26 protein-coding genes and 10 pseudogenes are annotated in these 26,948 nt (G+C 68.6%); 16 read left to right on the top strand and 20 right to left on the bottom strand.

From position 1 onward, the window contains the following. Window positions 1-139: 139 nt before the first annotated feature. Window positions 140-703, bottom strand: coding sequence for a TetR/AcrR family transcriptional regulator (locus RI578_RS01010; protein ID WP_310869222.1), 564 nt, complete (start codon window positions 701-703; stop codon window positions 140-142). A gap of 137 nt (window positions 704-840) precedes the next feature. Between RI578_RS01010 and RI578_RS01015 the strand changes: the two genes are divergently transcribed. From RI578_RS01015 to RI578_RS01025, 3 genes are all read left to right on the top strand, one after another. Beyond that, window positions 841-1,566 carry an SDR family oxidoreductase gene (locus RI578_RS01015; RefSeq protein WP_310869223.1) on the top strand — a complete coding sequence of 242 codons (726 nt, stop codon included), beginning with the start codon at window positions 841-843 and terminating at the stop codon, window positions 1,564-1,566. 69 nt (window positions 1,567-1,635) lie between these two features. Further along, on the top strand, window positions 1,636-2,706 hold the full coding sequence (locus RI578_RS01020) for an aldo/keto reductase (protein ID WP_310869224.1): 1,071 nt from the start codon (window positions 1,636-1,638) through the stop codon (window positions 2,704-2,706). A 69-nt stretch (window positions 2,707-2,775) separates the two neighbouring features. Beyond that, window positions 2,776-3,522 (top strand): SDR family oxidoreductase, encoded by a 747-nt coding sequence (locus tag RI578_RS01025; RefSeq protein ID WP_310869225.1) that lies wholly within the window; start codon window positions 2,776-2,778, stop codon window positions 3,520-3,522. Between the two features lie 353 nt (window positions 3,523-3,875). On the opposite strand, the pseudogene RI578_RS01030 reads toward RI578_RS01025, so the two are convergent. The 3 pseudogenes from RI578_RS01030 to RI578_RS01045 form a co-directional block, all read right to left on the bottom strand. Further along, window positions 3,876-4,262 (bottom strand): annotated as a pseudogene (locus RI578_RS01030) (Tn3 family transposase); the annotation flags it as partial. Further along, a pseudogene (locus RI578_RS01040) lies at window positions 4,162-5,000 on the bottom strand (Tn3 family transposase); the annotation flags it as partial. The pseudogenes RI578_RS01040 and RI578_RS01030, both read right to left, overlap by 101 nt. An 80-nt stretch (window positions 5,001-5,080) precedes the next feature. Further along, a pseudogene (locus RI578_RS01045) lies at window positions 5,081-5,221 on the bottom strand (NAD(P)/FAD-dependent oxidoreductase); the annotation flags it as partial. 241 nt (window positions 5,222-5,462) lie between these two features. Here RI578_RS01045 and RI578_RS01050 point away from each other — a divergent pair. Further along, window positions 5,463-6,074, top strand: a complete 612-nt coding sequence (locus tag RI578_RS01050) for a dihydrofolate reductase family protein (protein ID WP_310869226.1) — start codon at window positions 5,463-5,465, stop codon at window positions 6,072-6,074. Window positions 6,075-6,780: 706 nt separating this feature from the next. Here the strand turns inward: RI578_RS01050 and RI578_RS01055 are convergent. From RI578_RS01055 to RI578_RS42650, 3 genes are read right to left on the bottom strand one after another with little or no spacing between them, the layout of a single operon-like run. After that, complete coding sequence (locus RI578_RS01055; RefSeq protein ID WP_310869227.1) at window positions 6,781-7,260, bottom strand: hypothetical protein; 480 nt, start codon at window positions 7,258-7,260, stop codon at window positions 6,781-6,783. 25 nt (window positions 7,261-7,285) lie between these two features. Continuing rightward, window positions 7,286-7,534, bottom strand: a complete 249-nt coding sequence (locus tag RI578_RS01060) for a TetR-like C-terminal domain-containing protein (protein WP_310875632.1) — start codon at window positions 7,532-7,534, stop codon at window positions 7,286-7,288. Beyond that, window positions 7,471-7,818, bottom strand: coding sequence for an alcohol dehydrogenase catalytic domain-containing protein (locus RI578_RS42650; protein ID WP_399062991.1), 348 nt, complete (start codon window positions 7,816-7,818; stop codon window positions 7,471-7,473). Before RI578_RS42650 ends, RI578_RS01060 begins: the two co-directional genes overlap by 64 nt. 411 nt (window positions 7,819-8,229) lie before the next feature. Here RI578_RS42650 and RI578_RS01065 point away from each other — a divergent pair. Next, window positions 8,230-8,934 (top strand): annotated as a pseudogene (locus RI578_RS01065) (NAD(P)-dependent oxidoreductase); the annotation flags it as partial. Between the two features lie 36 nt (window positions 8,935-8,970). Continuing rightward, window positions 8,971-9,904, top strand: a pseudogene (locus RI578_RS01070) (IS5 family transposase). Window positions 9,905-10,301: 397 nt separating this feature from the next. Here the strand turns inward: RI578_RS01070 and RI578_RS01075 are convergent. Then, complete coding sequence (locus RI578_RS01075; protein ID WP_310869229.1) at window positions 10,302-10,541, bottom strand: hypothetical protein; 240 nt, start codon at window positions 10,539-10,541, stop codon at window positions 10,302-10,304. A 134-nt stretch (window positions 10,542-10,675) separates the two neighbouring features. On the opposite strand from RI578_RS01075, the pseudogene RI578_RS01080 reads away from it, so the two are divergent. From RI578_RS01080 to RI578_RS01090, 3 genes and pseudogenes are all read left to right on the top strand, one after another. After that, window positions 10,676-10,891: pseudogene (locus tag RI578_RS01080) on the top strand (transposase); the annotation flags it as partial. Between the two features lie 257 nt (window positions 10,892-11,148). Beyond that, window positions 11,149-11,991 (top strand): phosphotransferase, encoded by an 843-nt coding sequence (locus tag RI578_RS01085; RefSeq protein WP_310869230.1) that lies wholly within the window; start codon window positions 11,149-11,151, stop codon window positions 11,989-11,991. 422 nt (window positions 11,992-12,413) lie between these two features. Next, window positions 12,414-12,959 (top strand): annotated as a pseudogene (locus RI578_RS01090) (NAD(P)-dependent oxidoreductase); the annotation flags it as partial. Here the strand turns inward: RI578_RS01090 and RI578_RS01095 are convergent. Then, window positions 12,952-13,530 (bottom strand): Imm49 family immunity protein, encoded by a 579-nt coding sequence (locus RI578_RS01095; protein ID WP_399059217.1) that lies wholly within the window; start codon window positions 13,528-13,530, stop codon window positions 12,952-12,954. The pseudogene RI578_RS01090 and the gene RI578_RS01095 overlap by 8 nt on opposite strands. Before the next feature lie 67 nt (window positions 13,531-13,597). Here RI578_RS01095 and RI578_RS01100 point away from each other — a divergent pair, with 67 nt between their 5' ends. From RI578_RS01100 to RI578_RS01115, 4 genes are all read left to right on the top strand, one after another. Further along, the gene (locus tag RI578_RS01100; protein WP_310875633.1) at window positions 13,598-14,104 is read left to right on the top strand and encodes a DUF2617 family protein; all 507 of its coding nucleotides are present in this window, start codon (window positions 13,598-13,600) and stop codon (window positions 14,102-14,104) included. Next, window positions 14,101-14,505 carry a DUF4247 domain-containing protein gene (locus RI578_RS01105; protein WP_310869231.1) on the top strand — a complete coding sequence of 135 codons (405 nt, stop codon included), beginning with the start codon at window positions 14,101-14,103 and terminating at the stop codon, window positions 14,503-14,505. The genes RI578_RS01100 and RI578_RS01105 overlap by 4 nt, the downstream gene beginning before the upstream one ends. A gap of 64 nt (window positions 14,506-14,569) precedes the next feature. Then, on the top strand, window positions 14,570-15,007 hold the full coding sequence (locus RI578_RS01110; RefSeq protein WP_121745227.1) for a DUF350 domain-containing protein: 438 nt from the start codon (window positions 14,570-14,572) through the stop codon (window positions 15,005-15,007). 10 nt (window positions 15,008-15,017) lie between these two features. Beyond that, window positions 15,018-16,619 carry a polyamine aminopropyltransferase gene (locus RI578_RS01115; protein WP_310869232.1) on the top strand — a complete coding sequence of 534 codons (1,602 nt, stop codon included), beginning with the start codon at window positions 15,018-15,020 and terminating at the stop codon, window positions 16,617-16,619. Window positions 16,620-16,686: 67 nt separating this feature from the next. Here RI578_RS01115 and RI578_RS01120 read toward each other — a convergent pair. The 7 genes and pseudogenes from RI578_RS01120 to RI578_RS01150 form a co-directional block, all read right to left on the bottom strand. Beyond that, window positions 16,687-16,764 (bottom strand): annotated as a pseudogene (locus RI578_RS01120) (polysaccharide deacetylase family protein); the annotation flags it as partial. A gap of 50 nt (window positions 16,765-16,814) precedes the next feature. Beyond that, a complete protein-coding gene (locus RI578_RS01125; RefSeq protein WP_310869233.1) occupies window positions 16,815-17,555 on the bottom strand; it encodes an alpha/beta hydrolase in 741 nt (246 codons plus the stop codon). A 575-nt stretch (window positions 17,556-18,130) separates the two neighbouring features. Continuing rightward, window positions 18,131-18,550 carry a DUF393 domain-containing protein gene (locus RI578_RS01130; protein WP_310869234.1) on the bottom strand — a complete coding sequence of 140 codons (420 nt, stop codon included), beginning with the start codon at window positions 18,548-18,550 and terminating at the stop codon, window positions 18,131-18,133. Window positions 18,551-18,802: 252 nt separating this feature from the next. Further along, window positions 18,803-19,375 (bottom strand): dihydrofolate reductase family protein, encoded by a 573-nt coding sequence (locus RI578_RS01135; RefSeq protein WP_310869235.1) that lies wholly within the window; start codon window positions 19,373-19,375, stop codon window positions 18,803-18,805. Between the two features lie 310 nt (window positions 19,376-19,685). Continuing rightward, a pseudogene (locus RI578_RS01140) lies at window positions 19,686-19,946 on the bottom strand (DUF4246 family protein); the annotation flags it as partial. Between the two features lie 67 nt (window positions 19,947-20,013). Next, a complete protein-coding gene (locus tag RI578_RS01145) occupies window positions 20,014-20,784 on the bottom strand; it encodes a helix-turn-helix domain-containing protein (protein ID WP_399062994.1) in 771 nt (256 codons plus the stop codon). A gap of 110 nt (window positions 20,785-20,894) precedes the next feature. Further along, window positions 20,895-21,455 (bottom strand): annotated as a pseudogene (locus RI578_RS01150) (alpha/beta fold hydrolase); the annotation flags it as partial. A gap of 119 nt (window positions 21,456-21,574) precedes the next feature. Here RI578_RS01150 and RI578_RS01155 point away from each other — a divergent pair. Further along, window positions 21,575-22,759, top strand: a complete 1,185-nt coding sequence (locus RI578_RS01155) for a hypothetical protein (RefSeq protein WP_310869237.1) — start codon at window positions 21,575-21,577, stop codon at window positions 22,757-22,759. Window positions 22,760-22,845: 86 nt separating this feature from the next. Here RI578_RS01155 and RI578_RS01160 read toward each other — a convergent pair whose 3' ends face one another. Together RI578_RS01160 and RI578_RS01165 are read right to left on the bottom strand one after the other, a co-directional pair. Further along, window positions 22,846-23,349, bottom strand: a complete 504-nt coding sequence (locus RI578_RS01160; RefSeq protein WP_310869238.1) for an N-acetyltransferase — start codon at window positions 23,347-23,349, stop codon at window positions 22,846-22,848. 184 nt (window positions 23,350-23,533) lie between these two features. Continuing rightward, window positions 23,534-23,956, bottom strand: coding sequence for a VOC family protein (locus RI578_RS01165; RefSeq protein WP_310869239.1), 423 nt, complete (start codon window positions 23,954-23,956; stop codon window positions 23,534-23,536). Window positions 23,957-24,147: 191 nt separating this feature from the next. On the opposite strand from RI578_RS01165, the gene RI578_RS01170 reads away from it, so the two are divergent. Next, window positions 24,148-24,486 carry a multicopper oxidase domain-containing protein gene (locus RI578_RS01170; RefSeq protein ID WP_310869240.1) on the top strand — a complete coding sequence of 113 codons (339 nt, stop codon included), beginning with the start codon at window positions 24,148-24,150 and terminating at the stop codon, window positions 24,484-24,486. Between the two features lie 398 nt (window positions 24,487-24,884). Further along, on the top strand, window positions 24,885-25,325 hold the full coding sequence (locus RI578_RS01175; protein ID WP_310869241.1) for a VOC family protein: 441 nt from the start codon (window positions 24,885-24,887) through the stop codon (window positions 25,323-25,325). Between the two features lie 97 nt (window positions 25,326-25,422). Here RI578_RS01175 and RI578_RS01180 read toward each other — a convergent pair whose 3' ends face one another. Both RI578_RS01180 and RI578_RS01185 read right to left on the bottom strand, forming a co-directional pair. After that, entirely contained in the window at window positions 25,423-25,944 is a 522-nt protein-coding gene (locus tag RI578_RS01180) for a nitroreductase/quinone reductase family protein (RefSeq protein ID WP_310869242.1), read from the bottom strand. Continuing rightward, window positions 25,941-26,945: an SDR family NAD(P)-dependent oxidoreductase gene (locus tag RI578_RS01185; RefSeq protein ID WP_310869243.1), complete on the bottom strand. Its 1,005-nt coding sequence runs from the start codon at window positions 26,943-26,945 to the stop codon at window positions 25,941-25,943. The genes RI578_RS01180 and RI578_RS01185 overlap by 4 nt, the downstream gene beginning before the upstream one ends. Window positions 26,946-26,948 lie beyond the last annotated feature (3 nt).

The raw sequence follows: 26,948 nt of genomic DNA on the forward strand, positions 1-26,948 counted from the left end.
TGACGCGAGGCGGGGAACGAGCCGAACGTAGGCAACCATCCCGACGGTCCTCACCAAGGTCTGGGGCGCCACGACCGCCGCGGCCGCAGCCACGCCGTCCGGCACAGGCCGACGCCTCGCCGCACCGCTGGCGTATCGCTTAGCGGGGCCTGAGTCCGTCGACGACGACGTCCAGCATTCGGTTCAGCTGGGGGCGCTGCTCGGGTGCGCCGGCCACGGAGAGCAAACCGGCGAGGATGCCGCCTACCTCGACCGGGTCGATGTCGCTGCGCAGTTCTCCCGCTGTGGCGCCGGCCTCGAGCACCATCGCCAGGACCTGCTGGACCTCGTCGCAGACCGGTCCGGTGCCGAAGCGGCCGGAAGCGCTCATGGCGACCAGGGCCTCGCAGATGCCGCGTCGTTCACCGGCCCAGTCGGCGAATCGGAGCATCCACGCGTGGAGGGCCTGCGCGGGCGGCTTGGTAGCCAGCAGGGTGCGCGCATCTTCGCGCAAGGGCCGGATCTGGTCCCGGTAGACCTCTTCGACCAGATCCTCTCGGGTGGGGAAGTGCCGGTACAGGGTGGCGTTCCCCACTCCCGCGCGTTTGGCGATCGCGTCCAGCGAGACCGCGCGTCCGGACGCGAAGGCTTCGGCGGCCGTGGCGATCAGCTGCTCGCGGTTGCGCTGCGCGTCGGCGCGCAGGGTGCTGCGTGGAGGTGTCATGACCTTCGCGATCGTGAGTGTCGGATGAGGCTCGGGGCGATTCGGGGATGTCCCCGGTTCAGTGTACGGTGAGACAACCGGGGAGTTCCCCGATTACGGGTGGTCTCACCCATCCCTTCAGCGACGAAAGGTTTGCCATGCCTACAGCTCTCATCACCGGAGGGACGACCGGGATCGGCAGAGCGACGGCCGAGCTCCTGCACGCCCGCGGCTACCAGGTCGCGGTCACCGGACAGAATCCCGAGTCCCTCGCGCGGGCGCAGTCCGAACTCCCCGGCGACGTGCTCGTCGTCCGATCCGACGGGCGCGTGCTCTCCGACACCGACGCCCTGATGTCGGCGGTGTCGGCGCGGTTCGGATCCCTGGACCTGCTCTTCCTCAACGCCGGGATCTTCCGTCCGGCACCGGTTGCCGAGGTGACGGAGGAATCGTTCGACGAGCACGCCGACCTCAACTTCAAGGGCCAGTACTTCACCCTCCAAAAGGCCCTTCCCCTCATGAACGACGGCGGCTCGATCGTGCTGACCGTCGGCGTCGGATCCCGTCGCGGCACCCCTGGCGCCACGGTGGGGGCGGCGACACGCGGCGCGCTGCTGGCCATGCTGCCCTCGCTCGCGCTCGAACTGGCCCCGCGCAGGATTCGCGTCAACGCCGTGAGCCCCGGGGCCACCGACACCCCGCTGCTCAACAAGCTGGGGGTGCCCGAGAGCGGCCGGGACGCCATGCGCTCGAAGATCCCCTTCGAGCGCTTCGGATCCAGCCAGGAGGTCGCGGAAGCAGTCGCCTTCCTCGCCTCGGACGCCGCCGGCTACATCACCGGCCAGGACATCACCGTGGCCGGCGGCTACGGGCTCGGCGCCTGAAACCCGGGCGAGTCGACCACCAATCCGCACCTCTCGAACGCCACGAACCGCACCTCACAGGAGAACACGATGACACTCACTCTCGACACTTATCGGCTGCTGGGCCGTTCTGGACTCCGGGTCTCACCCCTGGCGCTGGGCACGGCGACCTTCGGCACCGAGTGGGGCTGGGGCGCCGAGCGCGACGAGGCGCGCAAGCTCTTCGACCGCTACACCGAGCTCGGCGGCAACTTCTTCGACACCGCCAGTACCTACACCAACGGCAGCTCCGAGCGACTGCTCGGCGAATTCGCCCACACCAACCGCGACAAGATGGTGCTGGCGACGAAGTACTCGACGCTGCGTCAGCCCGGTGACCCGAATTCCGGGGGCACCCACCGCAAGAGCATGCTGGCGTCGGTAGAAGCCAGTCTGCGGCAGCTGAACACCGACTACATCGATCTGCTCTACGTGAACGTATGGGACTTCAGGACGCCGGTGGAGGAGATCCTGCGGGGCCTGGACGACCTGGTGAGGCAGGGCAAGGTGCTGTACGTGGCGATCTCCAGCGCCCCGGCCTGGCAGGTGTCGCGCATGCAGGCGATCGCCGACCTGCGCGGCTGGTCGCCACTGGTCGCACTGGAGACCGAGTACAGCCTGATCGAGCGCACCGCGGAGCGTGACCTGATCCCGATGGCACGCGAGATGGGACTCGGCGTGGTCCCCTTCTCCCCGTTGGGCGGCGGGGTGCTCACCGGCAAGTACAGCCGGGAGGACCAGAACCAGGCGGGCTCCGTTGTCGGCGAAACCGCCAGCAACCGCAAGAGCCTCAACGTCGCCCTGGGATGGGTCACCGACCGCAACCTCGCCATTGCCGATGCGGTGAAGGAGGTGGCCTCGGAGCTGGGCCGCACACCCGCCCAGGTCGCACTGGCCTGGACCTTGAACGCCCCGGGCGTGACGGCACCCATCATCGGCGCCCGCACCATCGCGCAGTTGGAGGACAACCTGGGTGCCCTGCAGGTCGACCTCACTCCTTCCCAGCTGGCCCGCCTCGATGAGGTCAGCGCCATCGACCTCGGCAATCCGCACGGCCTGCTCGCCAGCGATCACATCCGCACGGTCACCACAGGCGAATTGAAGATCGAAACCCTCGGCTGATTCGCTTCATGAACGGCGACATCCAGATATATCGACATGTTTTTGATGGTGGAACGGAGCAACCTCGGTATGGGTAGGTACAGCGACAAGAATGTGGTGATCACGGGTGGCAGCAGCGGCATGGGGCTCGCACTGGCGGAGCTGCTGGTGCAAGGCGGAGCCCGCGTGGTGATCACCGGCCGTTCCCAGGCCAAGCTCGACGCGGCACGCGAGCGGCTCGGCGAGGATGCCGTGGCCGTCCGGGCGGATGTGGCCTCACTGTCCGACCTGGATATGCTCGCCGGCCGTGTAAAGAGCGAGCTCGGCTCGATCGAGGCTTTGTTCGTCAACGCCGGCATCTCCCCCCTCACGCCTCTCGAGTCGACGGCCGAGGACGTGTACGACGAGCTGTTCGCGATCAACGTCAAGGGCGCCTTCTTCACTGTGCAGAAGCTCGCTCCGCTACTGAGCGCGAACGCCGGCATCGTCCTCACCACCTCGATCGCGAACGTCATCGGCATGGTGGACACCAGCGTCTATGCGGCCGGCAAGGCGGCGCTGCGCTCGATGGCCCGCACCTTCTCCCGCGAGCTGCTTCCGCGGGGAATCCGTGTCAATGCGATCAGCCCGGGTCCCATCGACTCGGGGATTCTGGAAACGATGAACTTGTCCGAAGAGGCCGCCGACCAGTTCAGGGCGGAGCGGACCGCGAGCAACCCCATGAAGCGCTACGGCACCGTCGAAGAGTTCGCCAAGGCGGCCGCATTCCTCGCCTTCGATGCCACGTACACCACCGGCATCGAGCTGGCCGTGGACGGCGGCGAAACCCAGCTCTGAGCTCGTCTGCCGTCCCGCCACGGGCCTAATAAGGCCCTCTGCCACGGCGGTTTCAGGGGGCGCTGCAACACGTGATCGTGTCGATCAGGCCGCGAGCAGTTTATGCAGGCGCTCGGCTGGGGTTTCCCAGCCGAGCGTTTTGCGTGGGCGGCCATCGAGTGAAGTGGACACCTGTTTGTGTCGTTATGCGGCGAGGGTGCTGGTGACCAGATGCTGTTGGTGGGCGATCGGAGCCCCAGCTCCTCACCCAGGACCGCCGGTCTACCCTCGGGGGTGCGCGGCCTGGGCACGGCGTCCCGGGCGGTCAGGTCCAGGTCGAGGCGTCTGTTCATGTCCAGCTCGAACCGGCCGTAGGGATTCACATGGGTCCAGAACAGCGGGGAGAGCGCCCGCCGGTCCGCGTCGGTGAGGGTGTCGGCCCACTTCGGATCGGCGAGGGCCTGCTGCACCAGCAGCGTGTTGACGTGGACCAGAGCGGACTGGAGCAGGTGCAGCGCGAGCATGCTGACCTCCTGGGACTCCTTGTCCGCGCCGGCCAGGTCGCCGTCCTTGCCGTAGAACAGGTCGTGGTTGGCGGAGTTCCAGTTCTCCACGAGCGGAGTTCCAGTTCTCCACGACTTGGAGCCCGTCGTTGATCTCGCGGCGCAGGTCGACGTCGGCGAGGTAGTCGCAGACGAACGCGGTCCGCACGGCCCGCCCGAGTTCTTCGATGGCCTGGTAGGTGGGGTGCTTGGGGCCACCGCGGGCGAAGCGGCGCAGGATCTGCTCGGCTTCGGCGGTGCCCAGGCGCAGGGCGGTGGTGTACTTCACGATCTGGTCGTACTGCTGGGCGATCAGGTCCCAGTTGATCGTGTGGACAGCACCGGTGCGAGGTGCGGCCACTTCTCGTCCTGCCCGGCGGCCGGCCGGTACAGCTTCGCGGAGCCGATGTTCTTCAGCCTCGGCATCAGCTTGAAGTCGAGCATGTGAGCGAAGGCGAAGCCGACGATGGAGGCGCCGTGGGTGTCGGTGTACTGCCGGTCGACGTCCATGTCGGTGCAGTGCCGCAGCACGCCCTCGATCATCGAGGCGACTTCGGAGGCCGAACAGCTCTTGAGCTGGGAGTAGATGCAGACCGACTTCCGCTCGACGTACCGGTAGATCATCACCCCGGGGCCGCGGTAGCGCTGGTGCCACTCGGTCATCAGGTTCGAGGACCAGGCGCCGCACCTGCGGCTGTCGGAGGCGCACGCCGTACCGGTGCCCCACCACATCTCGTCCCGGGCAGCGAAGGTGGCGTTCACCAGCTTGCGCAGGGCCGCGCGCATGTTGGTCCGGTTGACGAACAGGTGCCGCACCCGCCGCAGCGTCGCCTCGGACTCGCCGTGCTTGCCGGTCACCGCGACCCGCTTGATGCCCATGTTGGTGCCCAGACCGAACAGCACTAGCAGCAGGCGGCGCCGCAGCACGTCCTTGGACAGGTTCTCCCTGGTGGCCACTGAGGTGAACTCAGCGATGAAGTCCGTGTCGAACTCGGCGTACTTCAGGATGTTCAGCAGGTCGATGGTGCCCCAGCGCCATTGCGGGCGAAGCGGGTGAGGAAGGTGGCCTCTTCCATGGCGGTGTCCCCGCCGCCGACCACGACGATGTCGCGGCCACGGAAGAAGAACCCGTCACAGGTCGCACACCAGGACACACCCCGACCGGACAGCTCGTCCTCGTCCGTCCGGTCCTCCGCCTTCCTGGCTGATCAGAAGCTGTCCCATAACCACGGTGAGTGACGAAGGGATTGTTGGTTGCCAGCGAACGGCACCCCATCTCCGATACACGCGCTGGCAGACGCCTCCATAAGCGCAGGAGGCGCGAGGGCAGAGTGGTCCCGGTGACGCTCATCGACCGATGAGTTCCCGCGGTGCCAGGAGTCCTACGGGGCGAACGTCAACAGTCAGAAGGGACCCATCATGCCTGCGAACACCGAACAGCAGCGCAAGGTCATTGCCGACGCCGTCGTCTCGATGGACGGATACACCAGTACAGGCCCCGAGGACGACATGAACTGGGCCATGGAGCACATCACCAGCGAGCAGAGCGAGATCATGTACGAGGGGATCTGGCGCGGGGTAAGCACAGCGGTCGTCGGCCGCGTCAACTGGGAGGGCTTCACCTCCGTATGGCCCGGCCTGACCAGCGACCCGAGCAGTTCGGCCCGGACCCGCGATCTGGGCAACTGGCTCGCCACCGTCGACAAGGTGGTCATCTCCACGACCCTGCAGCAAACCGACCTGGACAAGACAGAATGGACCAACGCCCGAGTCTCCCGCGACCTCGAAGCCGAGGTACGCTCCCTCAAGGCCGCGCCGGGCCGCGACATTCTCGTCCTGAACAGCGCCAGCATCATCAAGGCGCTGCTCAAGGCCGACCTGATCGACGAACTCTGCCTGACCGTGCTCCCGACGACCCTCGGCGGAGGAGTGCGCCTGCTGCCCGACGGCCTCTCGTCGAAATGGCGGCTTTCCCACGCCACCACCATCCCCACGACAGGCGCCGTCGCCCTGTGCTACCGCCGCCCCTGAGCTTGACTCTGGAGCTCCTACAGCTCGTCAAGTGGCTGGAGATGACGATGGTTCGCTCCTGACGGCGCGGGTGAGGTGGTGGTCGGCCTCATGCACGACGAAGCGCTCGAATCGATTGCTGCCGATGAGGGCTGCTCGGCAACGATCGGGAGGAAAATCCTCTTCGCTGTGGTTTTAGGAGTATGAAGGTAGTTGCGAAGGGAGCGTCGGCTCGGCCCGCTCTTGGAGAGCCGTTGTTATGGCCCGTGACCCCGGTCAGAGTCTCGACGCTGCATGGCAGTGGCCCCGCATGAGGGGCGGGGCCACTGTGCTGGCCGGTGCACTCCGGCCCGGATGACTCAGCCGGTGAGGGATCAGCTCGCAACTGGCCTGTTGATGAGCCGTGTTCGTCACGGTTGAGGAGCAACGCGTTGCAGGCTCGGGCCGCTTACCGGGGCTGGGAGCACCGTCGAGGGCATCCGCGTCACTGCCCCGCTCGGCTTCATTCCGGAGAATCCCAGATGGCTGACGCGTGGGGCCGCCGCCGGTGCGGCGGCTGTGAGCACGAGGACTGACGACGCTCCCCTCCGGTCGTGTCCCGCCATCCTCCCCCATGTTCGAATCCTGAGCTGGGAGAACTTCTGCCGGGACTTTGAACACAGGCACTGATGACTGCGAGAACGTGTCGCCCCGCTACTCCCCGCCGGTCGGCATCCGCCCGCTTCGTTCAGCGGCCACCCTCGGCTTTCGAGACGAACAGCTTGTGCTTCGGGTAGCCGGGCACGGCGGACCCGTGACCCACGAGACCGGCTTCGCCCCCAGCAACGAATGCGAGGCACCCACCGGCGGCAATGGCCAGGCCCCCGCCGCCAAACCCGACCGCCAGCACGAGGACACTACCTGGGTCCAACGCGATCAGACCGTAAAGGGGGAACGCGGCGACCAGGCAGGCAAAGGCCGCGATCCAGCGGTGGGCACGCCTGCGCCGCGTCGCCGCAAGACTGTGCACGGTGTAGGACAGCGTTTTCGCACAGACCAGGCACTTGACGGAGTATCGACGGGCTGGCTCGCCGTCCTCGGGCCGTTCAACCACCCAGGTCCGGCCGCGGTAGTCCCAGGCAACGGTCCCGTACGACACCGAGCGGCCCACGAAGTTCTGGCGATGACCAAGCGTGGTGCGCTGCTCACGCTCAATTGTCAGCGCCACACCGTGACTCCTCCGAACTGCCCTTTCACCCGATGCCTACCCGCATCCTGGATGGAGCTGTACCCGAGGTCAAGCGTGAGCAGCGGGTTGAGTGCGGAACCGGGGTCCTGGAAGACCATGGCCACCGGCCCGTCCTCAGGGGCTGGTAACCGGGGATGGGGTGGCCGTAGAAGAGCCGGAAGCTCTCCGGGTGAGCCAGCGCCCACTCCCTCAGGGCCTGGCCCCATGCCAGCAGCCTGCCGCCGGGGTCGGTGTCGGTGTCGGTGTCGGGCAGGTTTGTTCAGGAGCTGCGCCGAGGTGAGCAGTCAGGGGCGCGGCCGCCGCTGTCTCCATACTGGGTTCGATGGGTAACGGGGCGAAGATTTCTTGGGGCGCGCTGACGAATTCCGCGTAGGTTCCGTGGAGCCGGGTCACCTGCTTGACCATGCTCGTCACCCTGTCGCCCACCCGGAACCGGGTGACCTCTGAGCCGACGGCGTCGACGGTTCCTGCGACGTCCCAGCCGAGTACGGCAGGGAAGGTGAGATCAAGGCCGGGGATGCCTCGCCGGGTCCAGATGTCACCGGGTTGACCGCGGCAAAGGTCATCTTCACCCGGATGACGTGCGGCTCGGTCTGCGGGACTTCCACGTCCGCGTGGGTGAGTTCGTCCGCTGACCCGGTGCGGCCGATGACTGCTGGGGCTTCATGCTGAGTTCTTTCGAGGTTGTTGTGAGCACGGCGACGCGGTTAGGACAGCACCAGCGCGGGGCCGATCGCGCCGCCGAAGAGGTAGAGCAGGGTGACAGTCCGATAGTCGTGGGCTTGTGCCGCTCGGGCACCCAGGCAGTGGCCTCGATGACCTGCGTGGCATTGGCCGAGGTCGCGGCGAACAGCGCCGGGAAGATCCCGGCCGCAAGGAAACCCGGCGTACTCGCGGGGACCGCGGCGCGCACAGCAACGATCCGGCTGTCACGAGCACGACCCGCACGGTGGTCGGGTGCACCCGTCCTCGGCGAAGAGTTCGGCGGCCAGCGAACGGGTCAGCGCGTTGGAGCCGGCTTCCCACGCCCTGGCCGGCCGCGTGCTCGTCAACCTCAGCTCCGACACCCCGGAGAAAGCCCGCGATGGGGCGCGGTGGGTGTCCGAGCACGGCGGGGCCCACCTCACCGGTGGCGTCAACGCCTCGCCTTCCGGCATCGGGCAGCCCGGGTCATCCACCTTCTACAGCGGGCCGCGCGAGGTGTTCGAGGCACACCGGTCAACCCTAGAAGCCCTGACCGACACGGACTACCGGGGCGACGATCCCGGCCTGGCCGCGCTCCTGTACCAGATCGTCGTGGGCATGTTCTGGACGTCCGTGCTCGGATACTGGCAGGCCATCGCGCTCGCCGACGCCAACGGGCTCACGGCGACGGACGTCCTCCCGCAGGCCACCGAGCTGCTGACCGGGATGCCGGGCTTCCTCTCCTTCTACGCCGAACGCATCGACGCCGGCGAGCACGGCGGCGACGCGGAGCAGCTGGCCATGGGCATGGCCAGCGTCGAACACGTTCTGCACACCAACGCCGACGCGGGCGTCGACACCACGCTGCCGGCCGCCGTGGCCGCTCTGTTCCGGCGCGGCATGGACGCCGGACACGGGGCGGACAGCGCCTCCAGCCTGGTGGAGCTGATGAAGACGGCCAAAGCGTAGTCGCAGGTCTGCGAGATACCCGTTGGTCTGAGCATGATCAGCAGGGGTGACTTGACTGACGCGGAGTGGGCAGTGCTGGAACTACTGCTGCCGGTGACCAACAATCGGTGCGGCCGGTGACGGGACCACCGTCAGGTGATCAACGGGATCCTCCCCCGGCTCAGCACCGGAGCGCAGTGGAGAGAGTTGCCCGAACGCTTCGGCCCGTGGAAGACCGTGCACAAGCGGCACTTACTATGGTCGGTCGATGGCACCTGGGAGAGGCTCCTCCAGCACATCCAGGCCCAGGCCGACGCCGAGGGTGACATCGATTGGGCAATCAACGTCGACTCCACCTCTGTCCGTGCCCACCAGCATGCCGCTAGGGCCAGGGCAGCGCCGTCCGCGCCGCCGGGTTCTTCGGTAAAGAGGGCTCCGCGAAGGTCAGTTCGCGGAGCCGGCGAGGGCGAGCCTGCGGCCCCTCCCGGAGGAGGCGGTGCGGCGGGCGAAGCCCTCGGCCGGTCCCGTGGCGGACTGACCTGCAAGATTCATCTGAGCGCGGAAGGCCACTGCCGTCCGCGGTCCTTGCTCATCACGCCGGGGCAGCGGGCCGACTGCACGCAGTTCGAGCCTCATGGGCAACATCCGTGTCCCCCGGCTGGGGCTCGGGCATCCGCGCCGCACACCGAACAGCGTTGCCGCCGACAAGGCGTACAGCAACCGCAAGACGCGCGCTTACCTACGGAAGCGCGGGATCCGGCACGTGATCCCGGAGAAGAACGACCATAAAGTCGCCCGTCTACGGCGTGGTTCACGTGGCGGACGGCCATCGGGTTTCGACAAGGAGCGCTACAAGAAGCGCAACACGGTCGAGAGGGCGATCAATAAGCTCAAGCTGTTCAGAGCCGTGGCCACTCGCTATGACAAGCGCGGATACGTTTACCTGGGCACCGTCACCGCCGCGACACTCCTCATCTGGCTCCGGTCGTGATCGGAGAGACAGGACCTAGACGTCGCCGTCCTGCTAGGTGAAGTGGGCGGCGCCGGTCGTGCTGTCGTAGGCGGCTGTCCGCAGGTGCCGCAGATGCAGATCTCTTCCTCGTGGTCGGCGATGCCGAAACCTGCGGGCGGGAGGTCCTGGCGGCGGGCGCACGTCCAGCGGCGGCGGAGCGGATATTCCTCTTGCGACGCCGGTAACAGGCCATGACGGTTCCTTGCTGGCCTGCCCACGAACACGCCACGCCGAAGCGAGGAGTTCGGTGCTGATGTGAGCGCGATTCGGGGGAAGCTTGTCCGCCTGCGGGAGCGTGGGTACTGGTCCGCGGGGAGTCCAGCGGGCGCGGCCCCCTCGGGGCGGGAACATACACAGCGCGCCGCCCCGTCGTCGGTCAGCCGTCGTCGAGCGGCGGTCGGCGGGGCCGCGCGAACGGCGAGATCCTGGTCCTGGCGTACGGGATGCGGGACGTCGAGGAGTTCTTGCGGAAGGCCGGGCTGGAGGACATGGACGTGGAGACGTCGGAGTTGATCGAGTGGCGGGGTAGCGGTCCCGGGGTGTGGGAGGCGCACGGCTCGCGGCCCTCGGGATGACGGCGCCGCCCGACTCGTTGCCCCCGTGACGGGCGGCTCATGCTCGTCTGTCCGTCCAGAGGCCCCGTAAGAACTCCTAACGAAATGATCCTCTGGGTGGTTGTATCGCTCCGGGACTATTGATCTGGGGGTGCGGGGTGGCTCGACCGAAGCCACGGGATGTCGATGACGAGCTGTGGGCGTTGATCGAACCGCTGCTGCGGAGGGTCGAGCGTCGGACTCGTGGGCGAAGCGGCATCCGGACCGGTTGGTGTTCCAGGGCACCCTTTTCCTACTGCACACAGGGATCGCGTGGGAACACCTGACGCAGAAGTTCAGCTTCGGCTCAGGCTTGACCTGCTGGCGCCGCCTGGCCGGGTGGACCGAGGCTGGCGTGTGGCCCCGACTGCACCAGGGGCATTACAGGGGGCCCAAGGCGGGACAAACTCCTGTTGACCGGGGCAGGGCGGGCAGCAGAGAGCGTGAGAGCTCCACAGCAGTTGGACCAGCAACGTGTCACACCGAGAGAACCAATCGTCGAAGTGCCACTGACGTCGGCCGAATAAATTCTGGGCCTGTGCAGGTTCTGTTTTGCGATGCTTGTCGCCGGCGGGGGCGTCCCGGTTGCTCCCAGGCGCGTGTATGTGTGCACAACAACAAGGGAGAAGTATGGAGCCATTAGAACTCCGCCGCGCAGTTGAGGCAGGACGGACGACTGCTTCGGAGCTGGGCCTCCAGGTCGACGATGCGATCGTCGTCCATAACTCGGACCGCGTCGCGCTGCGCCTGGCCCCTTGCGATGTTCTGGCTCGGGTCGCACCTTTCGGGCATCTGGCTGATTCCGAGTTCGAAGTAGAGGTCGCTCGCCGTCTCGCCGACGTTGATGCTCCGGTGGCTGAGCTGGAGCCTCGGGTCGACCCCCGAGTCTATGTGCGTGATGCCTTCGCTATCTCGCTCTGGACCTACTACGAACCGGTGGGAGCACAGATCGCCCCGGCCGACTACGCAGACGTGTTCCTACGGCATCATGCCGCCCTGCGCAAGATCGATCTGGCTGCACCTCATTTCAGCGATCGAGTCGCTACGGCACTGAGAGAGGTGAAGGACCGCGAGCAGTCCCCCGAGCTGCCCGACTCCGACCGGGAGCTCCTCAGCGACACACTCAGCGGACTGAGCGCCGCGATCAGCATCGACAAAGCCAGCGAGCAGCTGTTGCACGGCGAGCCGCATCCGGGCAACCTCCTGAACACGAGGAGAGGGCCGCTTTTCGTAGACCTCGCCACGTGCTGCCGTGGGCCGATCGAGTTCGACCTCGCCCATGCGCCCGAAGAAGTGGGAGAGCTCTATGCGGGAGCTGATCACGGGCTGATTCACCGGTGCCGCGCCCTGAACTGGGCGATGTTCTCGGCCTGGCGCTGGCGCCGAGAAGACCAAATGCCTGACCGGGACCACTGGAGACTGGAGGGGCTCAACCGGGTTCGTGCCGCACGCGATCGCTGCGGATGGGGCTGAACTTGAGACAGAGGTGCCGCTGGGTCCCGATCCGCTGCGCCGTGTGCGACGTCCCGACACAGTGCAGCGGTCGAACTCGGCCAGCTGAGAGGACGTCACATCCTCTCGCCCCGTGCCCACGTCAAGGACCTGGGCACGGGCTAGTCACAAGATCGGCCGGACAAGTCCTAGTTCAGAGAAGCCGATTAGCCAAACCGGCGATCCCGCACATCATTGGTAGTCCACCGCTCCACCCTGCCTACACATCGAGAAGCACCCACGCCACACCTCCGCGCAGTACCGCACCACGCGCGACTCACCAGCCCGGGCCACGACCCGTCGGACAGGCTCCCGCGCCTGTGGAGCGAGCAGAGGGCGGGCGAGTTAGGGTATTCCATAAAGCGAATGGATTCTTCCATATAGCGAAATAAGGAGCGTCGCGCATAGCGAAGATCGGTTTCATTGGCCTGGGCATCATGGGCAGCCCGATGGCCGTCAACCTGGTGCGCGCCGGGCACGAGGTGACCGGCTGGAACCGCACTCCGGAGAAGACGGCCCCGCTCGTGGAAGCCGGCGGGCGAGCGGCTGGCACGATCGCCGAGGCTGTCCGGGACGCGGAGTTCGTCCTCACGATGCTGCCCGCTGGGCCCCAGGTCGAGGCAGTCGCCTACGGTCCTGACGGCATCCTGCCGAACGTCCGGCCCGGCACCCTCCTCATCGACCACTCCTCTATCTCGCCGCAGACCTCGCGCACACTCGCCGCGGAGGCGAAGGAGTACGGCGTGCGCGTGCTGGACGCGCCCGTGTCCGGTGGCGAGGCGGGAGCCATGGAGGCTGTGCTGTCCCTCATGGTGGGCGGCGACGTGGACGACTTCCTCGTCGCGCGGCCGGTGCTGGAAGCCATGGGCAGCACGATGGTGCACTGCGGTCCGCACGGCACGGGGCAGACCGTGAAAGCCGCCAACCAGATGATCGTCGCCGTCAACCTAGTCCGCCGCTCAGCACCTCCAGTGCCGGAGCCAGGTCGACGCCGGACTTGCGCAGGAAGGCCACCGCCTCGGCGCAGGCCTGGACCAAGAGGTCGGACAGCGCGGTGTCGAAGGCATGTTGATCCTCGGCGGCCAAAGCGCGCAGCGTGCGCAGCGCCGCGCTGTACGGCCGGTCCAGTAGCGGCTCACCGGTCTCCTCGGTGCGGGCCCGGACCCGGTCCAGGGACTCGTCGACGGCGGCGAGCCTCGCCTGCGCGCTCGGCGGGTACTCGTCGTCGTCGCCGGTGTCGTCCAGGACCACGGCCGTCAGTGCCGTGGCGAGTTCGCCGACGGGCGTTCCCTGCGCCTGCTCGGCGAACTTCAGCCGGGCGAAGTGAAATGCCTCGCCGTGCCACTTGGCCTTGTCCCGAAGGACTGACAGGCACAGTGCGTCGATCCTCACCACGGGCGGTGTGAACGAGCGAACAGGGCACGGCCCAGGCGCTGGGCGCCCCGTGCCCGGTTCGCGCAGAACGCTACATGCGGTCGGCGGGCGCGCTTCCACGCGAGCACCCCAGCCATCAGGCGCCACTCGGGGCGCATGTGCGATACTCAGCGCCGCTCGTAGCAATATCGGACCGGGGGGCCGCGTGCACGCTCTGTCTCTGCTCTCTCTGCAGGCCCCCTACCTGGACACGGCCGCGGACCAGCTCTGTTTCTCACTGGACCTGACCGAACGGCCGGCACTCGCCGAACGAGAGGTGCTGGTGGGGGGCGTGAGCGTACGCATGAGGCTCCTCGGCGCCTCGCACCAGGTCTTCGTCGGGCCCGTGAGGGAGACGGTGGCGTGCCTGCCGGGTGCCGCCCGGGGCCTGCCGGCCAGGCTCACTCGGCAACAAGACGCCTGGGACTACGACTTCAGCGCCACCACGGCGCGCCTGGACCCTCTCGAGTTCAGCGCACAGGTGGTGGACATCCTCGGCCGGGCGGCCGACGAGGAGCACAGCCTGTGCGGAGTCTTTCCCGGTTCGCCGGAGGCCGTGACGGCAGTGGTCGTCGAGGCGTCCGACGAGGCGTGCCGCACCCGACTGTCCTGGCGGACCTGGCACACCTACCCGCAGGACGGGCAGATCGTATCGACGCACACCACGCTGGAGACCCGATGAACAGTGTCCGATTCGTCCGCGGAGCGGTGGCCGCCGCGCTGGTCACGGTCCTGCTCTCGGCCTGCTCGAGCGACGGGGACGACGGCGTCCCGCGCTCCTGGATCCGTGACGAGTACACCGCTTCCAGCGGGTCCCGGTGGCTCGACAAGGACAGTTCCCCGGCCCGGGTCGCCGACGCCATCCACGACCACCGCAAGGCCCTCGACCGGTCCTCCGGCGGCGGCATGCGCTTCCTGCGCTACGGCGACGACATGGTGACCGTCTCGCCGTACAAGGGCGGCAGTCTGATCGAGATCGAGGACTACCGCAACGGGTACCGGCGGCACCAGCAGCACCTCGTGAACTGGCCCAACCCGAACAGCCAGAGCTATCGCGGTGGCGGCCCCGGCGAAGGCAAGTGACTCCGGCGCTCGAAGTCTGGCACCACCTCCCCACCCTGAAGACGCTCTCCAGAAAGGCACCCCAGTGACCGAGATCTTCGAGTCGGCCGGCCAGGCACTGCTCTACGGAGTCGTGGGCCTCGCCGTGATGGCCGTCGGCTTCGTCGCCCTCGACCTCGTCACACCCGGCAAGCTCTTCCACGTGGTGTGGCGGGACCGCAACCGCGGGGCGGCCGTGCTGCTGGGCAGCCAGTCCGTCGCGGTGGGTCTGGTCATCATGGAGGCCATCCGGGCGAGCGAGTCGGAACGGGGGCTGGGCCAGGGCCTGTTGAGCACGCTCCTCTACGGCCTGGCCGGCGTGCTGGTGATGACGCTGGTCGGCATCGTGATCGGCATGCTCACACCGGGTCAGATGGGCGCGATCGCGCTGGAGGACGAAGACAACCGCCCGCACCCCGCCGCCTGGGTCCAGGCCGGCATGTACCTGGGCACCGCCTTCATGGTCGGCGCGGCCCTCTCCTAGGACACCACCCATGAGCTCCACCACTCTGGACGACCGCGACACCGCGGCCGCTCCCTCCCGCCCCCCGGAAACCCCACCTCCCCGGGGGGCGCGGTTTCTTCTGCTGCTCTCCGTCTTCCTCTGTGCCGCCTGCGGCCTCGTCTACGAACTGGCGCTGACCGCGCTGGGCAGCTACCTCATCGGCAACTCGGTACTGCAGACCTCCGTGGTCATCTCCGTGATGGTGTTCGCCATGGGCGTGGGCTCACTGGCCGCGAAGCCGCTGCGCCGCCGCGCGGTCGTCGCGTTCGCGGTACTGGAAGGGGTACTGGCACTGGTCGGCGGCCTGTCCGTCCTGGTGCTGTACGCCGCCTTCGCCTGGCTGCAGCTGTACATGCCCGCGATGATCGTGGTGTCCCTGGTGGTCGGCCTGCTGATCGGCGCCGAGATCCCGCTGCTGATGACCCTCCTGCAGCGGATCCGCCGACAGGAGGCCAGCAGCGCCGTCGCCGACATGTTCGCCGTCGACTACATCGGTGCCCTGGTCGGCGGTCTGTGCTTCCCGCTGTTGCTGCTGCCGACCTTCGGACAGTTGAAGGGCGCGCTGGTGGTCGGCGTGGTCAACGCGGTCGCCGGCGTCATCGTCGTGGTCTTCATCTTCCGCCGCGAGCTCCGGCGCACGGTACGGGCCAGCCTGCTGGCCGGTGTCGTCGCCGTGCTCGCCGTGCTCGGCACGACGTACGTGCTGGCCGATGACCTGGAGGTCACGGCGCGTCAGCACATGTACGCCGATCCCATCGTGCACGCCGAGACCACCCCGTACCAGGACATCGTGATCACCCGGTCCACCGCCTTCACCGGGAGCCCCGACATTCGGCTGTTCCTCAACGGCGATCTCCAGTTCAGCTCCGTCGACGAGTACCGCTACCACGAGTCGCTCGTCCACCCCGCACTGTCGGGCCGTCGCTCCAACGTGCTGATCATGGGAGGCGGTGACGGGCTCGCGCTGCGCGAGGTGCTCCGGTACGAGGACGTCCGGCACGTCACCCTGGTCGAACTGGATCCGGCCATGACCCGCTTGGCGCGGTCCTACGCACCACTGCGCACGCTCAACGGGGGCGCGCTGGACGACCCCCGGGTGGAGGTGGTGAACGCGGACGCCTTCAGCTGGCTGCGCGATGCGCGGCAGCAGTACGACGCGGTGATCATCGATTTCCCGGATCCGGATTCGGCGTCGTTGGCCAAGCTGTACTCGGTGGAGTTCTACCATCTGCTCGGCCGGGTCCTGGGGCCGGAGGGCAAGGTGATGGTGCAGAGCGGATCACCGTTCTTCGCCCCGAAGACGTACTGGTCGATCGCCAAGACGATCGAGACGGCGGGCTACGCGACGACGAAGTTCCAGGTCGACGTGCCGAGTTTCGGCAACTGGGGATTCGTCCTCGCCGGCCGGGGCACCGAACCCCCGCCCCTGCGCCTCGACCCGGACGTCCCGAAGTTGCGGTACCTGGACGACGCGGTGCTCAGGGCGGCGACCGTGTTCCCCGTCGACCGCCGCCGCACCGACGTGCGGGCCAGCACTCTGATGGACCCCGCCGTGCTCGATTACGTCCTGGACGAGTGGCGCAACTACTGAGTCCCCCTCCACCCGTGAGGGGCCCGCGAGGTGGGGGCCGCGAAGACTGGTCAGCGGTCGCCCCCCTCCCGGCGGTCGTGAAGAGGATCGTCGGTCCATTGTGGAGCTCGCGCTGGACGGTGGCCACGATGGCGTCCGCGCCAGGCGTCCTGGCCGACGCGGACTACCGTCTGCCGGTGGCCCGACGCCACGGCCTCACTGCAGGTGCCGGGTGAGGAACCGGGCCGCGGCGTCCCCCGCGTGCTGCGGGACGCCGGTGTGCCCGCCCATGTTGGCGTGCAGCGTCTTCTCCTTGGAGCCGAAAGCGTCGAACAGGTCCAGGACCGACTGCCGGTCGTTCGCTTCGTCGTCCCATTGCAGGAGGACGTGCAGGGGAACGGTGACCTGGCGGGCCTCCTGGAGTATGGCGCGAGGCACGTAACTGCCCGCGAACAGAACGGCGGCCGATATGCGTGGCTCGACCAGCGCGAGGCGGACGCCGATGGAGATGATTCCTCCCGAGTAGCCGACCGGGCCGCCGATCTCCGGCAGCGTCAGAAGGGCGTCCAGGGCGGCCCGCCATTCCGGGACCGACCTTTCGACCAGGGGCAGAACGAGGGCGTCGACGATCTCGTCGCCGACCGGCTCGCCGGCCTCCAGCGTGCGGCGCAGGTCGGCGCGGGCCTTTTCGGCGGCGGCCCAACGGGGCCGGTCACCGCTTCCGGGGAGTTCGATGGTGGCCGAGGCGAAACCGTCCGCAGCGGCGTGTCGGGCCCGGGCCGCCAGTCGGGGGTACATCCGGGCAAGTCCGAGCGGGGGGTGGCCGAGCAGGATCAGCGGCACCGCCGCGGTGGCGGATGCGGACGCGGGCGTCCACAGGATGTCTGGGATCTCGTCGAGGGTGAACGCGCGCTCGAGAACGCCGTCGTCGTGGCGTTGTTCGCAAGTGAAGTGCATGGTCGTGCCTTTCGGGAGAGCTGTGGTACGGCGCTCCCGGACGACCTATCGCCCGACCGTGATCCATGAGGAGAGCACCCGAGTGAATTCGTTCACGGGTACCACCTCCTCGTTCTCTCGCACGGCCTGCGGCAGCGTAGCGCGGGTCGCGATGATCCGCCATGCGATTTTTCTGCCTGGGCACCGTGCCCGGGTACGAGGGCCTCGGAACACCACGCGAAGCTGCTCGGGGCATCGGTCCTCGGCCGGTGTGCCCACCAGCTTCACGGTGATGCCGACGCTGTCCGCGACAGCTGCCAGGGCGTGGGGCGTAGGGCCGCGCCCACGGTCGCCGCCCCGTTGCCGTTGTGCCGGCGGGCGTGGCCGATGCCGGGCAGCGTGTCGCGCTCGGCGCACACGGCGCGATCACCAGGTTGCCCGAGCTGTGGGTGGCGACGAGGGCGGTCGGCAGTCCGGCCACTCCCCTGGTGACCCGGAAATCCGCGTCCTCCACATGGAACGTCAAGAACGCGAGGTGCGCGACGGACGCGAGGAGCTGACCGACCACCGCTCGACGACCGCACGGTCCGCACGCCTCACGTTTGGTACGGACTGGCCTGTCCCGGCCGGCCCGGGTGGGCGTCCGGTTCGGGCACCGCACATGCGGGGGTCCCGCCGGGCAGCCGTTCACGGTTGTCGGCGACGAGCCGGTAGACGCCGGCTGCCGCCCAACGCACGGGCGGCAAGGTGAGCACCGCTCCGACGATGCGCCATCCGCCCCCGGCACTCATCAGGAGCTTCGCCACAGCCTGCGCACCGCCGTGGACGGCCGCCGTGGGTGTCACCCACAGCACCTCCCGCTGGGCGCGCTCCTGGCGCACGCCCAGGACCGCGAGGTCGGCCCGCTGCCAGGGGGTGGTCTCACAGCGAGGACGTACCCACCGCTCGATCACACGCACCGCCGCGGTGCAGAAGCCGCAGTCTCCGTCGAAGACAAGCACTGGACGAGTTCGCATGCGTCCATCGTGCCCGAGGCCGGCGGCCGATTGTCTCCTCGCCGAACGGTGGTGACGCGAGAAGACGGTCCACAGTCGTGCGGGATCACCGACACGCCGCCGGGGCCCGTAAAAGGCCCCGGTCGGTGAGCTGGACGACCATGCCATCGGCCGGGCTCGATGTCGCGGCCGTCTTCCCGTGGTCCGCACGGTGAGCCACCGCGCTCCGGTCAGGACGAGTGCCGCGACGGTGGGGCGAGCGCGGGAGCCTTGTCAGCGGACGACGTCGAAGACGTTCTTCTGCAGCCCGTTGGCGTAGGCCTCGTGCTCAACGAGCTTCAGCTTCTGTGTGTCCTTGTCGGTGGCGCTGAAGAGCCGCTTGCCCGCCCCGAGCAGCAGCGGGAAGACGATCAGGTGGTAACGGTCGATCAGGCCGGCGTCCGAAAGGGCCCGGTTCAGGGAGGCACTGCCGTGGACGATGATGGGGCCGCCCTCGGTCTCCTTCAGCGCGGCGACCTCGTCGAGGGTGCGCAGGATCGTCGTCTCGCCCCAGTTCGTTACCAGGTCGTCCTCGGTGAGGGTGGTGGAGACGACGTACTTCGGCATCAGCTTGTAGTCGGCGAAGTCCTCCATGTCGGGCCACACCGGGCTGAACGCCTCGTAGCTGGTCCGGCCCATCAGGATCGCGGCAGCTTCCTTCTGCTCCCGGCCCTTGATCTCGAAGGCCTCGGGGAGGAACTCGACGTCCTTGAAGGTCCACCCGGAGTTCCTGTAACCGGGCTCGCCTCCCGGGGCCTCCACGACGCCGTCGAGCGATATGAAGGCGGTGCTGATCAGGATGCGCATCTCGGTTCCTCGATGTCTCGTGTCTGGGTCTCAGCGGGTGCGGTCGGTGCACGTTTCGACCCACCTGGCGGCTGCGGTGCACCAATCACGGTCTATGACTGTGCATCATGGAGAAACTCATCGGTCGTCGCCAGCCCTTTCCGACAGCCTCGGCCATCTGGATCACCTCGGCGTGTCGGACCATGGTTGCTGGGGTGGCACGCCGGAGGTCGAGGCGATCCGTGTCGACGGGTCAGACCGGGGCGTCCGGAATGACCGGACGGCGGTTCTCCCACCACTCGTCCTGGGCCTCTTCCCACCTGGCGGTCGGACCGGGGTGCCAGTCCTGCTGTGCTTCCGGCACCTGCTCCAGAACCCGAACCGCCTCGCACAGCCGCGACCTGAGCTTGTCGTCGACCAGCGCGTCCGACTGCCACACCCCGTCGACGGCGGACACCTCGGCGCCCGTGCTCTCGTCCCGGAGCCCGGCGTAATGCCGAAGCTCGGCAAGAACATAGTGAACCTGCGCTTCGGTGAGGACCTGGTCGACTGCTTCTTGCGTCCACCAGGCGACGAGGTCGGCATCGTTCATCTTGTCGAACCACCCCGGCTCGGTCCTCCCTCGGTATCACCCTCATCCCTTGATGGAAGAGACCGTGTCAGATCCGCGAAAAGGTCGGCCACGCGACGTCATCGATGGCGAGCCACGGCGCGGCGACCGGGCCGGTGGGTGTCATCCCGGTGAACGCTGCGACCTCGCGGTGGAGGTGGGCCTGGTCGGCGTAGCCGCCTGCGGCCGCCACCCGGGCGGCGGCGTTGCCCGCCGCGAGGAGATGGGCGGCATGGTCGAACCGCACCAGCCGGGCGGCGCGCTTGGGAGTAAGGCCGATCTGGGACCGGAAGCGGGACCACAGGCGCTTGCGGCTCCATCCCAGCTCGCTCGCCAGACTGTCGACGCGCACCCGTCCCCGACTGGTGAGCATCAGCCGCCAGGCGGCGGCCACCTCTGGATCAAGCGACGGGCGGGTGTTCAGCCGTCGGCCAAGGGCATCCACTGTGATCATGAACCGTTCGTCCCACGACGCGGCGGCCCGCAGCCTGTCCTCGGCTCGCCCGGCGTCGCGGCCCCACACATCCTCCAGGGAGACCACCGTCCCGCTGAGGTCGGTCGATGCGCCCAGCACCGCAACCGCCAGGACCGGCGACAACCGGATCTGGAGGCACTCGATCCCCCCGGCCGCCCGTCCTCCGAGCCGAAGATCGCCCGGTACCAGGCCAACGACCGTGCTGCCGCTTTCGCGCCGGCCGGGGGCGTCGTGGACAAGGCTGCCTCCGTCGCTCAGGTCCACGAACAGAGTGACCGAGGGATGCGCGACCATGGTGATTCCCACGCGCTCGCGCTCCGGAGCACGTTGGCGGAATCCAGCCATGCTGACCCCCGGCAGCCGGGCCGACCACCGGGGCACGGCCACTTCCACCGATGTCCAGTCAGGTGGTGCTTCGATGGGCTTCACGACACCAGGCTAGGCGGCGGTGGGTGTCAGTGACCCGTCGCCGCGAAGTCCAGCAGCAACGACCCGGTTGCCTCCGGCGCTTCGAGCATGGGGAAGTGCCCGACGTCGGGCAGCTGCTCGACTCGCGCGTTCGGCACCGTGTCGTAGTGATGAGCCGACGACGGATCCCAGCGCCGGTCGGCAGCACCAAAGATCACCAGAACCGGGACGTCGAGTGCGGTGAGGCGCGCGGGTACGCTCCTCTCGGTGATGTACGCGCCGTTCTGGCGCAGCACCGTCCTGAACGTGCGGTAGTCGATGCCCCGTACCTCGCTGATCAGGTCGTCCGGGACGTCCACCGGGCGGTTGCACACCGCGGTCACCCCCCGGCGGAGCATCGCGTCGGAACGGACTCGCCAAAGCAGCAGGCCGAGCGGCGGGGAGATCAGGGCCCGCAGGAGGGCGGGCTGCGGGAGGAGCGCGTCGGGACTCGGGCCACTGCTGATCAGTGCGAGGGAGCCCACCAGGTCCGGGCGCTGCTCGGTGAGGGCCGTGGCGATGTATCCGCCGCTGGAGTGCCCGGCCGCGGTGACCGAACCGAGGCCGAGCGCCGCGAACGCGAACCTACGCTGGGCGCTGGAGGGAGCACTCGAGCGTGCCGACGCAGCGCACGCGCTGCGGCTCGTCAACACCCTCGCCTGGTACTGGGTCCTACGCGGTCGACTCGGTGAGGCACGCCGCTCGATGTCGTCCGTGCTGGAACTGGCCGGCGGCGCGGGCGAACTGCACGCACGCGCGCGCGTGGCAGGTCGGCCTCACCATTCTGGTCGGCGACGGCGAGGACCGGGCCGCGCGCATCGAATCGGCGCTCAAGGCGTACGGGGAGGTCGCCGACAGTGCTGAGGTCACATGGGCGCGGTGGTTCTTGGCACACACCCTGTGCGGCACGGGCGACGTCTCCGAGGGTGCGGCTCTCACAGGGCAGGCCCTGGGAGGGTTCCGCGAACTCGGTGACCGATGGGGCGAGGCGGCAGCCCTCTCCGACCGGGCGGCGCAGCGGCTGCTGGCCGGTGACCTGGCGGGCGCGGAGGAGGACGCAGCGCGGAGCGTGGAGCTGTTCGGCGCGGCCGGCGACACCTACGGGCAGCTGTGGTCGGTGTACCCGCGGTCGGCGGTCGCCGCGATCCACGGCGACTATGCCCGATCGTCCGCACTGCAACGCGATGCGCTGGAGACGGTACAGGAGTTCGGGCTTGCCACCCATGAGGCCGACCTGCTGTCCGGGCTGGGGCGAAACGCCCTGCTGACCGGTGACTTCGCTGCGGCCCGGACGTACCACGAGCGCGCCCGGCGCTCCGCGGTCGACATCGGTTTCCGCGCGGGCGAGATCAATGCCGTGCTCGGCCTCGGGCTCGGCGCACGGCGCGAGGGCCTGTTCGACGAGTCGGAGATACATCTGCGGACGGTGCTGGCCTGGCACCGCGACGTCGGTCTGGACGGCGCCAACGCGCTGATCCTCGCCGAGCTCGGGTTCATCGCCGAAGCCCGGGGAGACGCGAGCGCGGCATGGGGGCTGCAGCAGGAGGGCTACGCCACGGCCCGCTCGACGGGCGACCCCCGGGCGGTCGCGCTCGCCGTGGAGGGGCTGGCCGCAGCCCTTGCCCTCTCAGGCGCGGGGGAACCGGCGGCCGTGCTGCTGGGCGCCGCCGCTGCCACCCGCGCCGCGACCGGAGCCCCGCTGCCCCCGGCGGAACGCGGCGACGTGGACCGCGCGACGGCACAGGCGTGGGAGCTACTGGAGAGGGAGGCCTTCGAGACCGCGTTCCGCCGCGGTGAAGAGCTCGGCCCGCATGAGGCGGTCGGGGTGGCGGTGGCGTCAGGTCGAACATCGTCCACTCGCGTTGGCTCCTGATCTCGCATGCACCGAGCACCCGACGACCACCTGATCGAGACGGCCGTTCGATCACCAGGTCCCAAGAGCAGTACGAGAGCAGCTACTTACGCGACGGGATGCTCCGGCATGGCGAGCCAGTCCGACCAGGAGACCTCGCGGCCGAGGAAGCGCGGTCGCTCGAACGGCCAGTCTGCGGCGATCCACTGTGGCACCAGCGCGTCGAGGGCCTGCTCGACCTTGCTGCCCACCAGGTCGTCCACCACCCACCAAGAGATCTCGCCGTCCGCGCCGGCCCTCTCCGGTGGGTCGATGTAGACACAGCCGAGCAGAGCTGTCTCCGCCGCGTCGAACAGCGCGTAGTTGAAGGACTGGTGTGCGGCGATCTCCTTCTCGTGCCGCAACAGGTCGGCCTGATCGGCCTCGTAGGTCATGGTGGCCGCGGGCCAGCCCCAGGCCGGGCCGAAGATGCTCCACAGCCGCTCGCGCGAACCCATCACAGCCGGATAGTCGAGCGGGGTGTCCGCCTCCCGGATCGGCCGCAGGTGATGACCACCGCCCGGCAGCGGTACCAGGACGGGGTGCACGAAGTCATCGGGAAGCCAGCTCATGGCGCCCGACGGTAACAGCGCGCGGCCGTCCGCTCCCCTGAATTTCGCCCGTACCGGACCTCCATAGCGAGCTCACCGGCGAAATCGCCGGCAGCCATTGAGCCTCGCGGCGCACGAACACACAGGAGGGCCCCGTAGGAGGGCCCCGGCCCGACAAGCCGGGGCCCTGTCTCGTCCTGCAGTTCTACTCCGGTGAAGGGCCGCGGTAGGTGCCGAAGGTCCACAGGTTGCCCTCCGGGTCCTGCACCGTGCACACGTAGGTCGCGGCGCCCGACCCGAACCGGGTCTCATGCGGCGCTTCGAGAACCTCGCCGCCGGCGTCGACCACCCGCTGGTGTACCGCGTCCACGTCGTCGCTCACCACGTAGACCGCACTGGCGCCCGCCCGCATCCGCCCGTGCACGCTGTCGGTGTGCCGGGTCGAACCGAACACCAACGCGCCGCCGCCGGGCCAGCGCAGCTCGGCGTGCCCGATCCCGCCGTGCTCGTCCGGCGCGGCGACCGCCTGCTCGAAGCCCAGCACGCCGACCAGGAAGCGCAACGCCGCCCGCGTGTCGTCGTAGTGCAGGACCGGCCAGACGGATGACGGGAGGGCATCAGGCGACATGCCGCCATCGTAGGCCTGAAGGCCGCTACGTGACCGCGCCCCGGGCCCTGGCGAGAAGGCTGCCCTCCTGGGGCCCCGGAGCTCTGATCACTGTTCGTGCAGAGGAACGGTGTCAGGCGCCGCTGACCACTCGGATGAAGACCGTCGGTTCGGCGTACTCGTTGAGGTAGGCGTACTGCTGGTCGCTCGCGATGGTGGCACTCTGCCTCCCATACCAGCGTGCCTTCGGCTTCCGCTCCGGCGGCTTCGTTCTCGAGCAGGGCGAGGGCGACTCGGTCCACGGTGCGGGGCTGGGGTTGGCCTGGCCGACTGCTTCGATGGCCTCCGGCAGCCCGACGTGGCAGGACACCGTGCTCGTCCGGCCCGGTGAGGAGGTCCAGGTCGCCTTCAAGGCCGGCAACCCCGGCATCTGGATGGACCACTGCCACAACTTCTGGCACAGCAAGATCGGCATGGTCATGCACCTCGCGTACGACAACGTCACCACGCCGTACGAGGTCGGCGGCCCCGTCGGCAACAAACCCGAGTAAGGAGTTCTGGTGCGCCGGTCATCGGCAGCCTGGCCGGAAGGACCCGATACGACATCCGCTCCCGTGCGGGGCCGTCGTCCGGTTTCTGGAACTGCCGGCAGATGTACTGATCGACGCCGCCGGTCTGCAACGCGAACGGCTCACCGTCCTCGCCCTCAGCGGCGAGGACCGCCCGGGACGGTGCGGCTGGCGTTACATTCTTCGCTCGAGGCGGCCGTTGTCGGCCGTCGAGAAGAGGTGTCCGGTGCCACCCGACTTCGAGCGTGTGCCATCGGAGTTCGAGCGGAGCTTGCCGTTCGCTCAGATTCGTGACGGCGGATGTCGAGAACGTGCTATCGGCTACGTCCCAGAGGTGCCAGCAGCCGCACCCGGCTGAAGAGGAAGAAGGAGAAGCCAGCATGGCGATTCAGCGGATGGACAACGTCGGCATCGTGGTCGAGGACATGGACGCGGCCATCGCGTTCTTCGTGGAACTCGGCATGGAGCTGGAGGGCCGGGCGGAGGTCGAGGGTCCCGTCGCCGACCAGTGCACCGGACTCAACGGCGTTCGTTGTGACATCGCGATGGTCCGGACCCCTGACGGCCACAGCCGGCTCGAGCTGGCGAAGTACCGCAGCCCCGCGGCGATCAGTGCCGGGCCACGCAACCAGCCGCACAACATCCTGGGCACGCACCGCGTCATGTTCACCGTCGACGACATCGAGGACACAGTCGCCCGCCTGCGCACTCACGGCGCCGAACTTGTCGGCGAGCTGGCGCGGTACGAGAACAGCTACCGGCTCTGCTACGTCCGCGGCCCCGAGGGCATCATCGTCGGACTGGCCGAGCAGCTCGGCTGAAGGCAGGCCAGGGGACCGGTACACCCATGAGTCGTCCGGCCGGAGCCTGGCCCGTGCTCCGCTGCCGTCCCGCTGTCCGCGATGTGGGCCTGGTCTCTTACTGGTCACCTGAGTCGGCGGCGGGTGTAAGGGAGAAGACGCGGACGTGGCGGCGACTGTGTCTGACGTAGTCGTCGAAGACGGGCATGACTTCGAGGATGCGGTATCGGACCTCGTCCTGCTGGCGAGGTGTGAGCAGGTGGGCGTGGACGGGAATGGACGTGCCCTTCCAGTCGATCACGGCACGGGGGTCGCGCAGGAGGTGGCAGGACCAGGCCGGGTGGTGGCGCCGGCCGAAGTTCGTCGCCATGACCAGGAAGCTGCCGGAGGTGTCCTGGTCGGCGATCAGGGGGGTGAGGTGGGGTGTGCCGTCGCGGCGGGTCGTCCGCAGGACGGCGGTGGGAGACAGCATGCGGCTGGGCATCCACCGGTTCTTGGTGAGGCGGTGGGTCAGCAGGTCCAGCGGTGGGAGCAGGCGCGGCCCCCAGCGCCGCAGGAGCCGGCTGTTGCCCACGGCCGTCAGGAGGCTTCGGTGAAGGCGCGCTGCGGCTCGGGCGTCCGTGCTGCGGTGCTCGGTCATAGGTTCTCTCCACGGTCACGGGTCGGCTTGCGGCCGTCGGTGGGGAAGGGGTGGCCGGTCAGGTGTTGCGACAGTTGCCACAGGCGTTCGGCGGCGCGTGGATCGGTGGCGCGTCGCGCTGCTCGGGCGGGAACGGGTGGCCCGGAGCACTCCCATCGGCCACCGGGGCCGAGAAGGTCCCCGCCGCCGATGTGCGGGTCGGTGGCGGCTCGCAGCAGTGGCAGCGCTCCCTGTTCGGGAGATTGCCGGCGCGCTTGCACCCACTCCAGCGCACTCGCCTCCAGGTGGCGTGCGTCTGCGCGCAGGTCACGGGAGCCCAGGGTGGTGTTGACCAGGCCGGGGTGGGCGGCGATGGATCGCAGCGGCAGGCCACGGGCGTCGGCGAAGGCGTGGAGGCCGTGGGTGAACAGCAGGTTCGCCAGCTTCGAGTCGAAGTACGCCGTCCATCGGTGGTAGCGGCGTGGCGCCGCCGCCTGGTCGGGGCGGAAGCGGCCGAGCCAGTGGAGCACCGAGGTCACGTTCACCACCCGTGGCTGGGGCGAGTTCAGCAGCGCCGGCAGCAGATGACCGGTGAGGGCGAAGTGGCCGAGGTGGTTGATGGCGAAGTGGGCTTCGTGGCCGTCCGCGCTGCGGGTGGGAGGCAGGGCGGCGACGCCGGCGTTGTTGACCAGGATGTCCACCCGCCCGCCGGCCAGGCCGAGGATGTCCCTGGCAGCTCGGCGCACCTGCGCCAACTGGGCCAAGTCGCACGGGACGTTGTCCATGCGGTTGCCCCGCGCTCGCTGGCGCAAGAGCGTCGCTGCCGTGTGCCCTTCCTTCCCTGCGGCGGTGCAGAGCGTGAGGACGTGCGCCCCGTACCGGGCCAGATACTCAGCGGCCGCCAGTCCGATACCCCGGTCGGCGCCGGTGACCACCGCGGTCCGCCCGGACAGGTCGGGGACCTCGGACAGCGACCACCCGCCCCGTGGGCGGGCCCAGCGTCGCCACGGCGGAGGAAGCACGGC

It is taken from the genome of Streptomyces sp. BB1-1-1, assembly GCF_031597775.1.
Classification (GTDB): Bacteria; Actinomycetota; Actinomycetes; order Streptomycetales; family Streptomycetaceae; genus Streptomyces; species Streptomyces thinghirensis.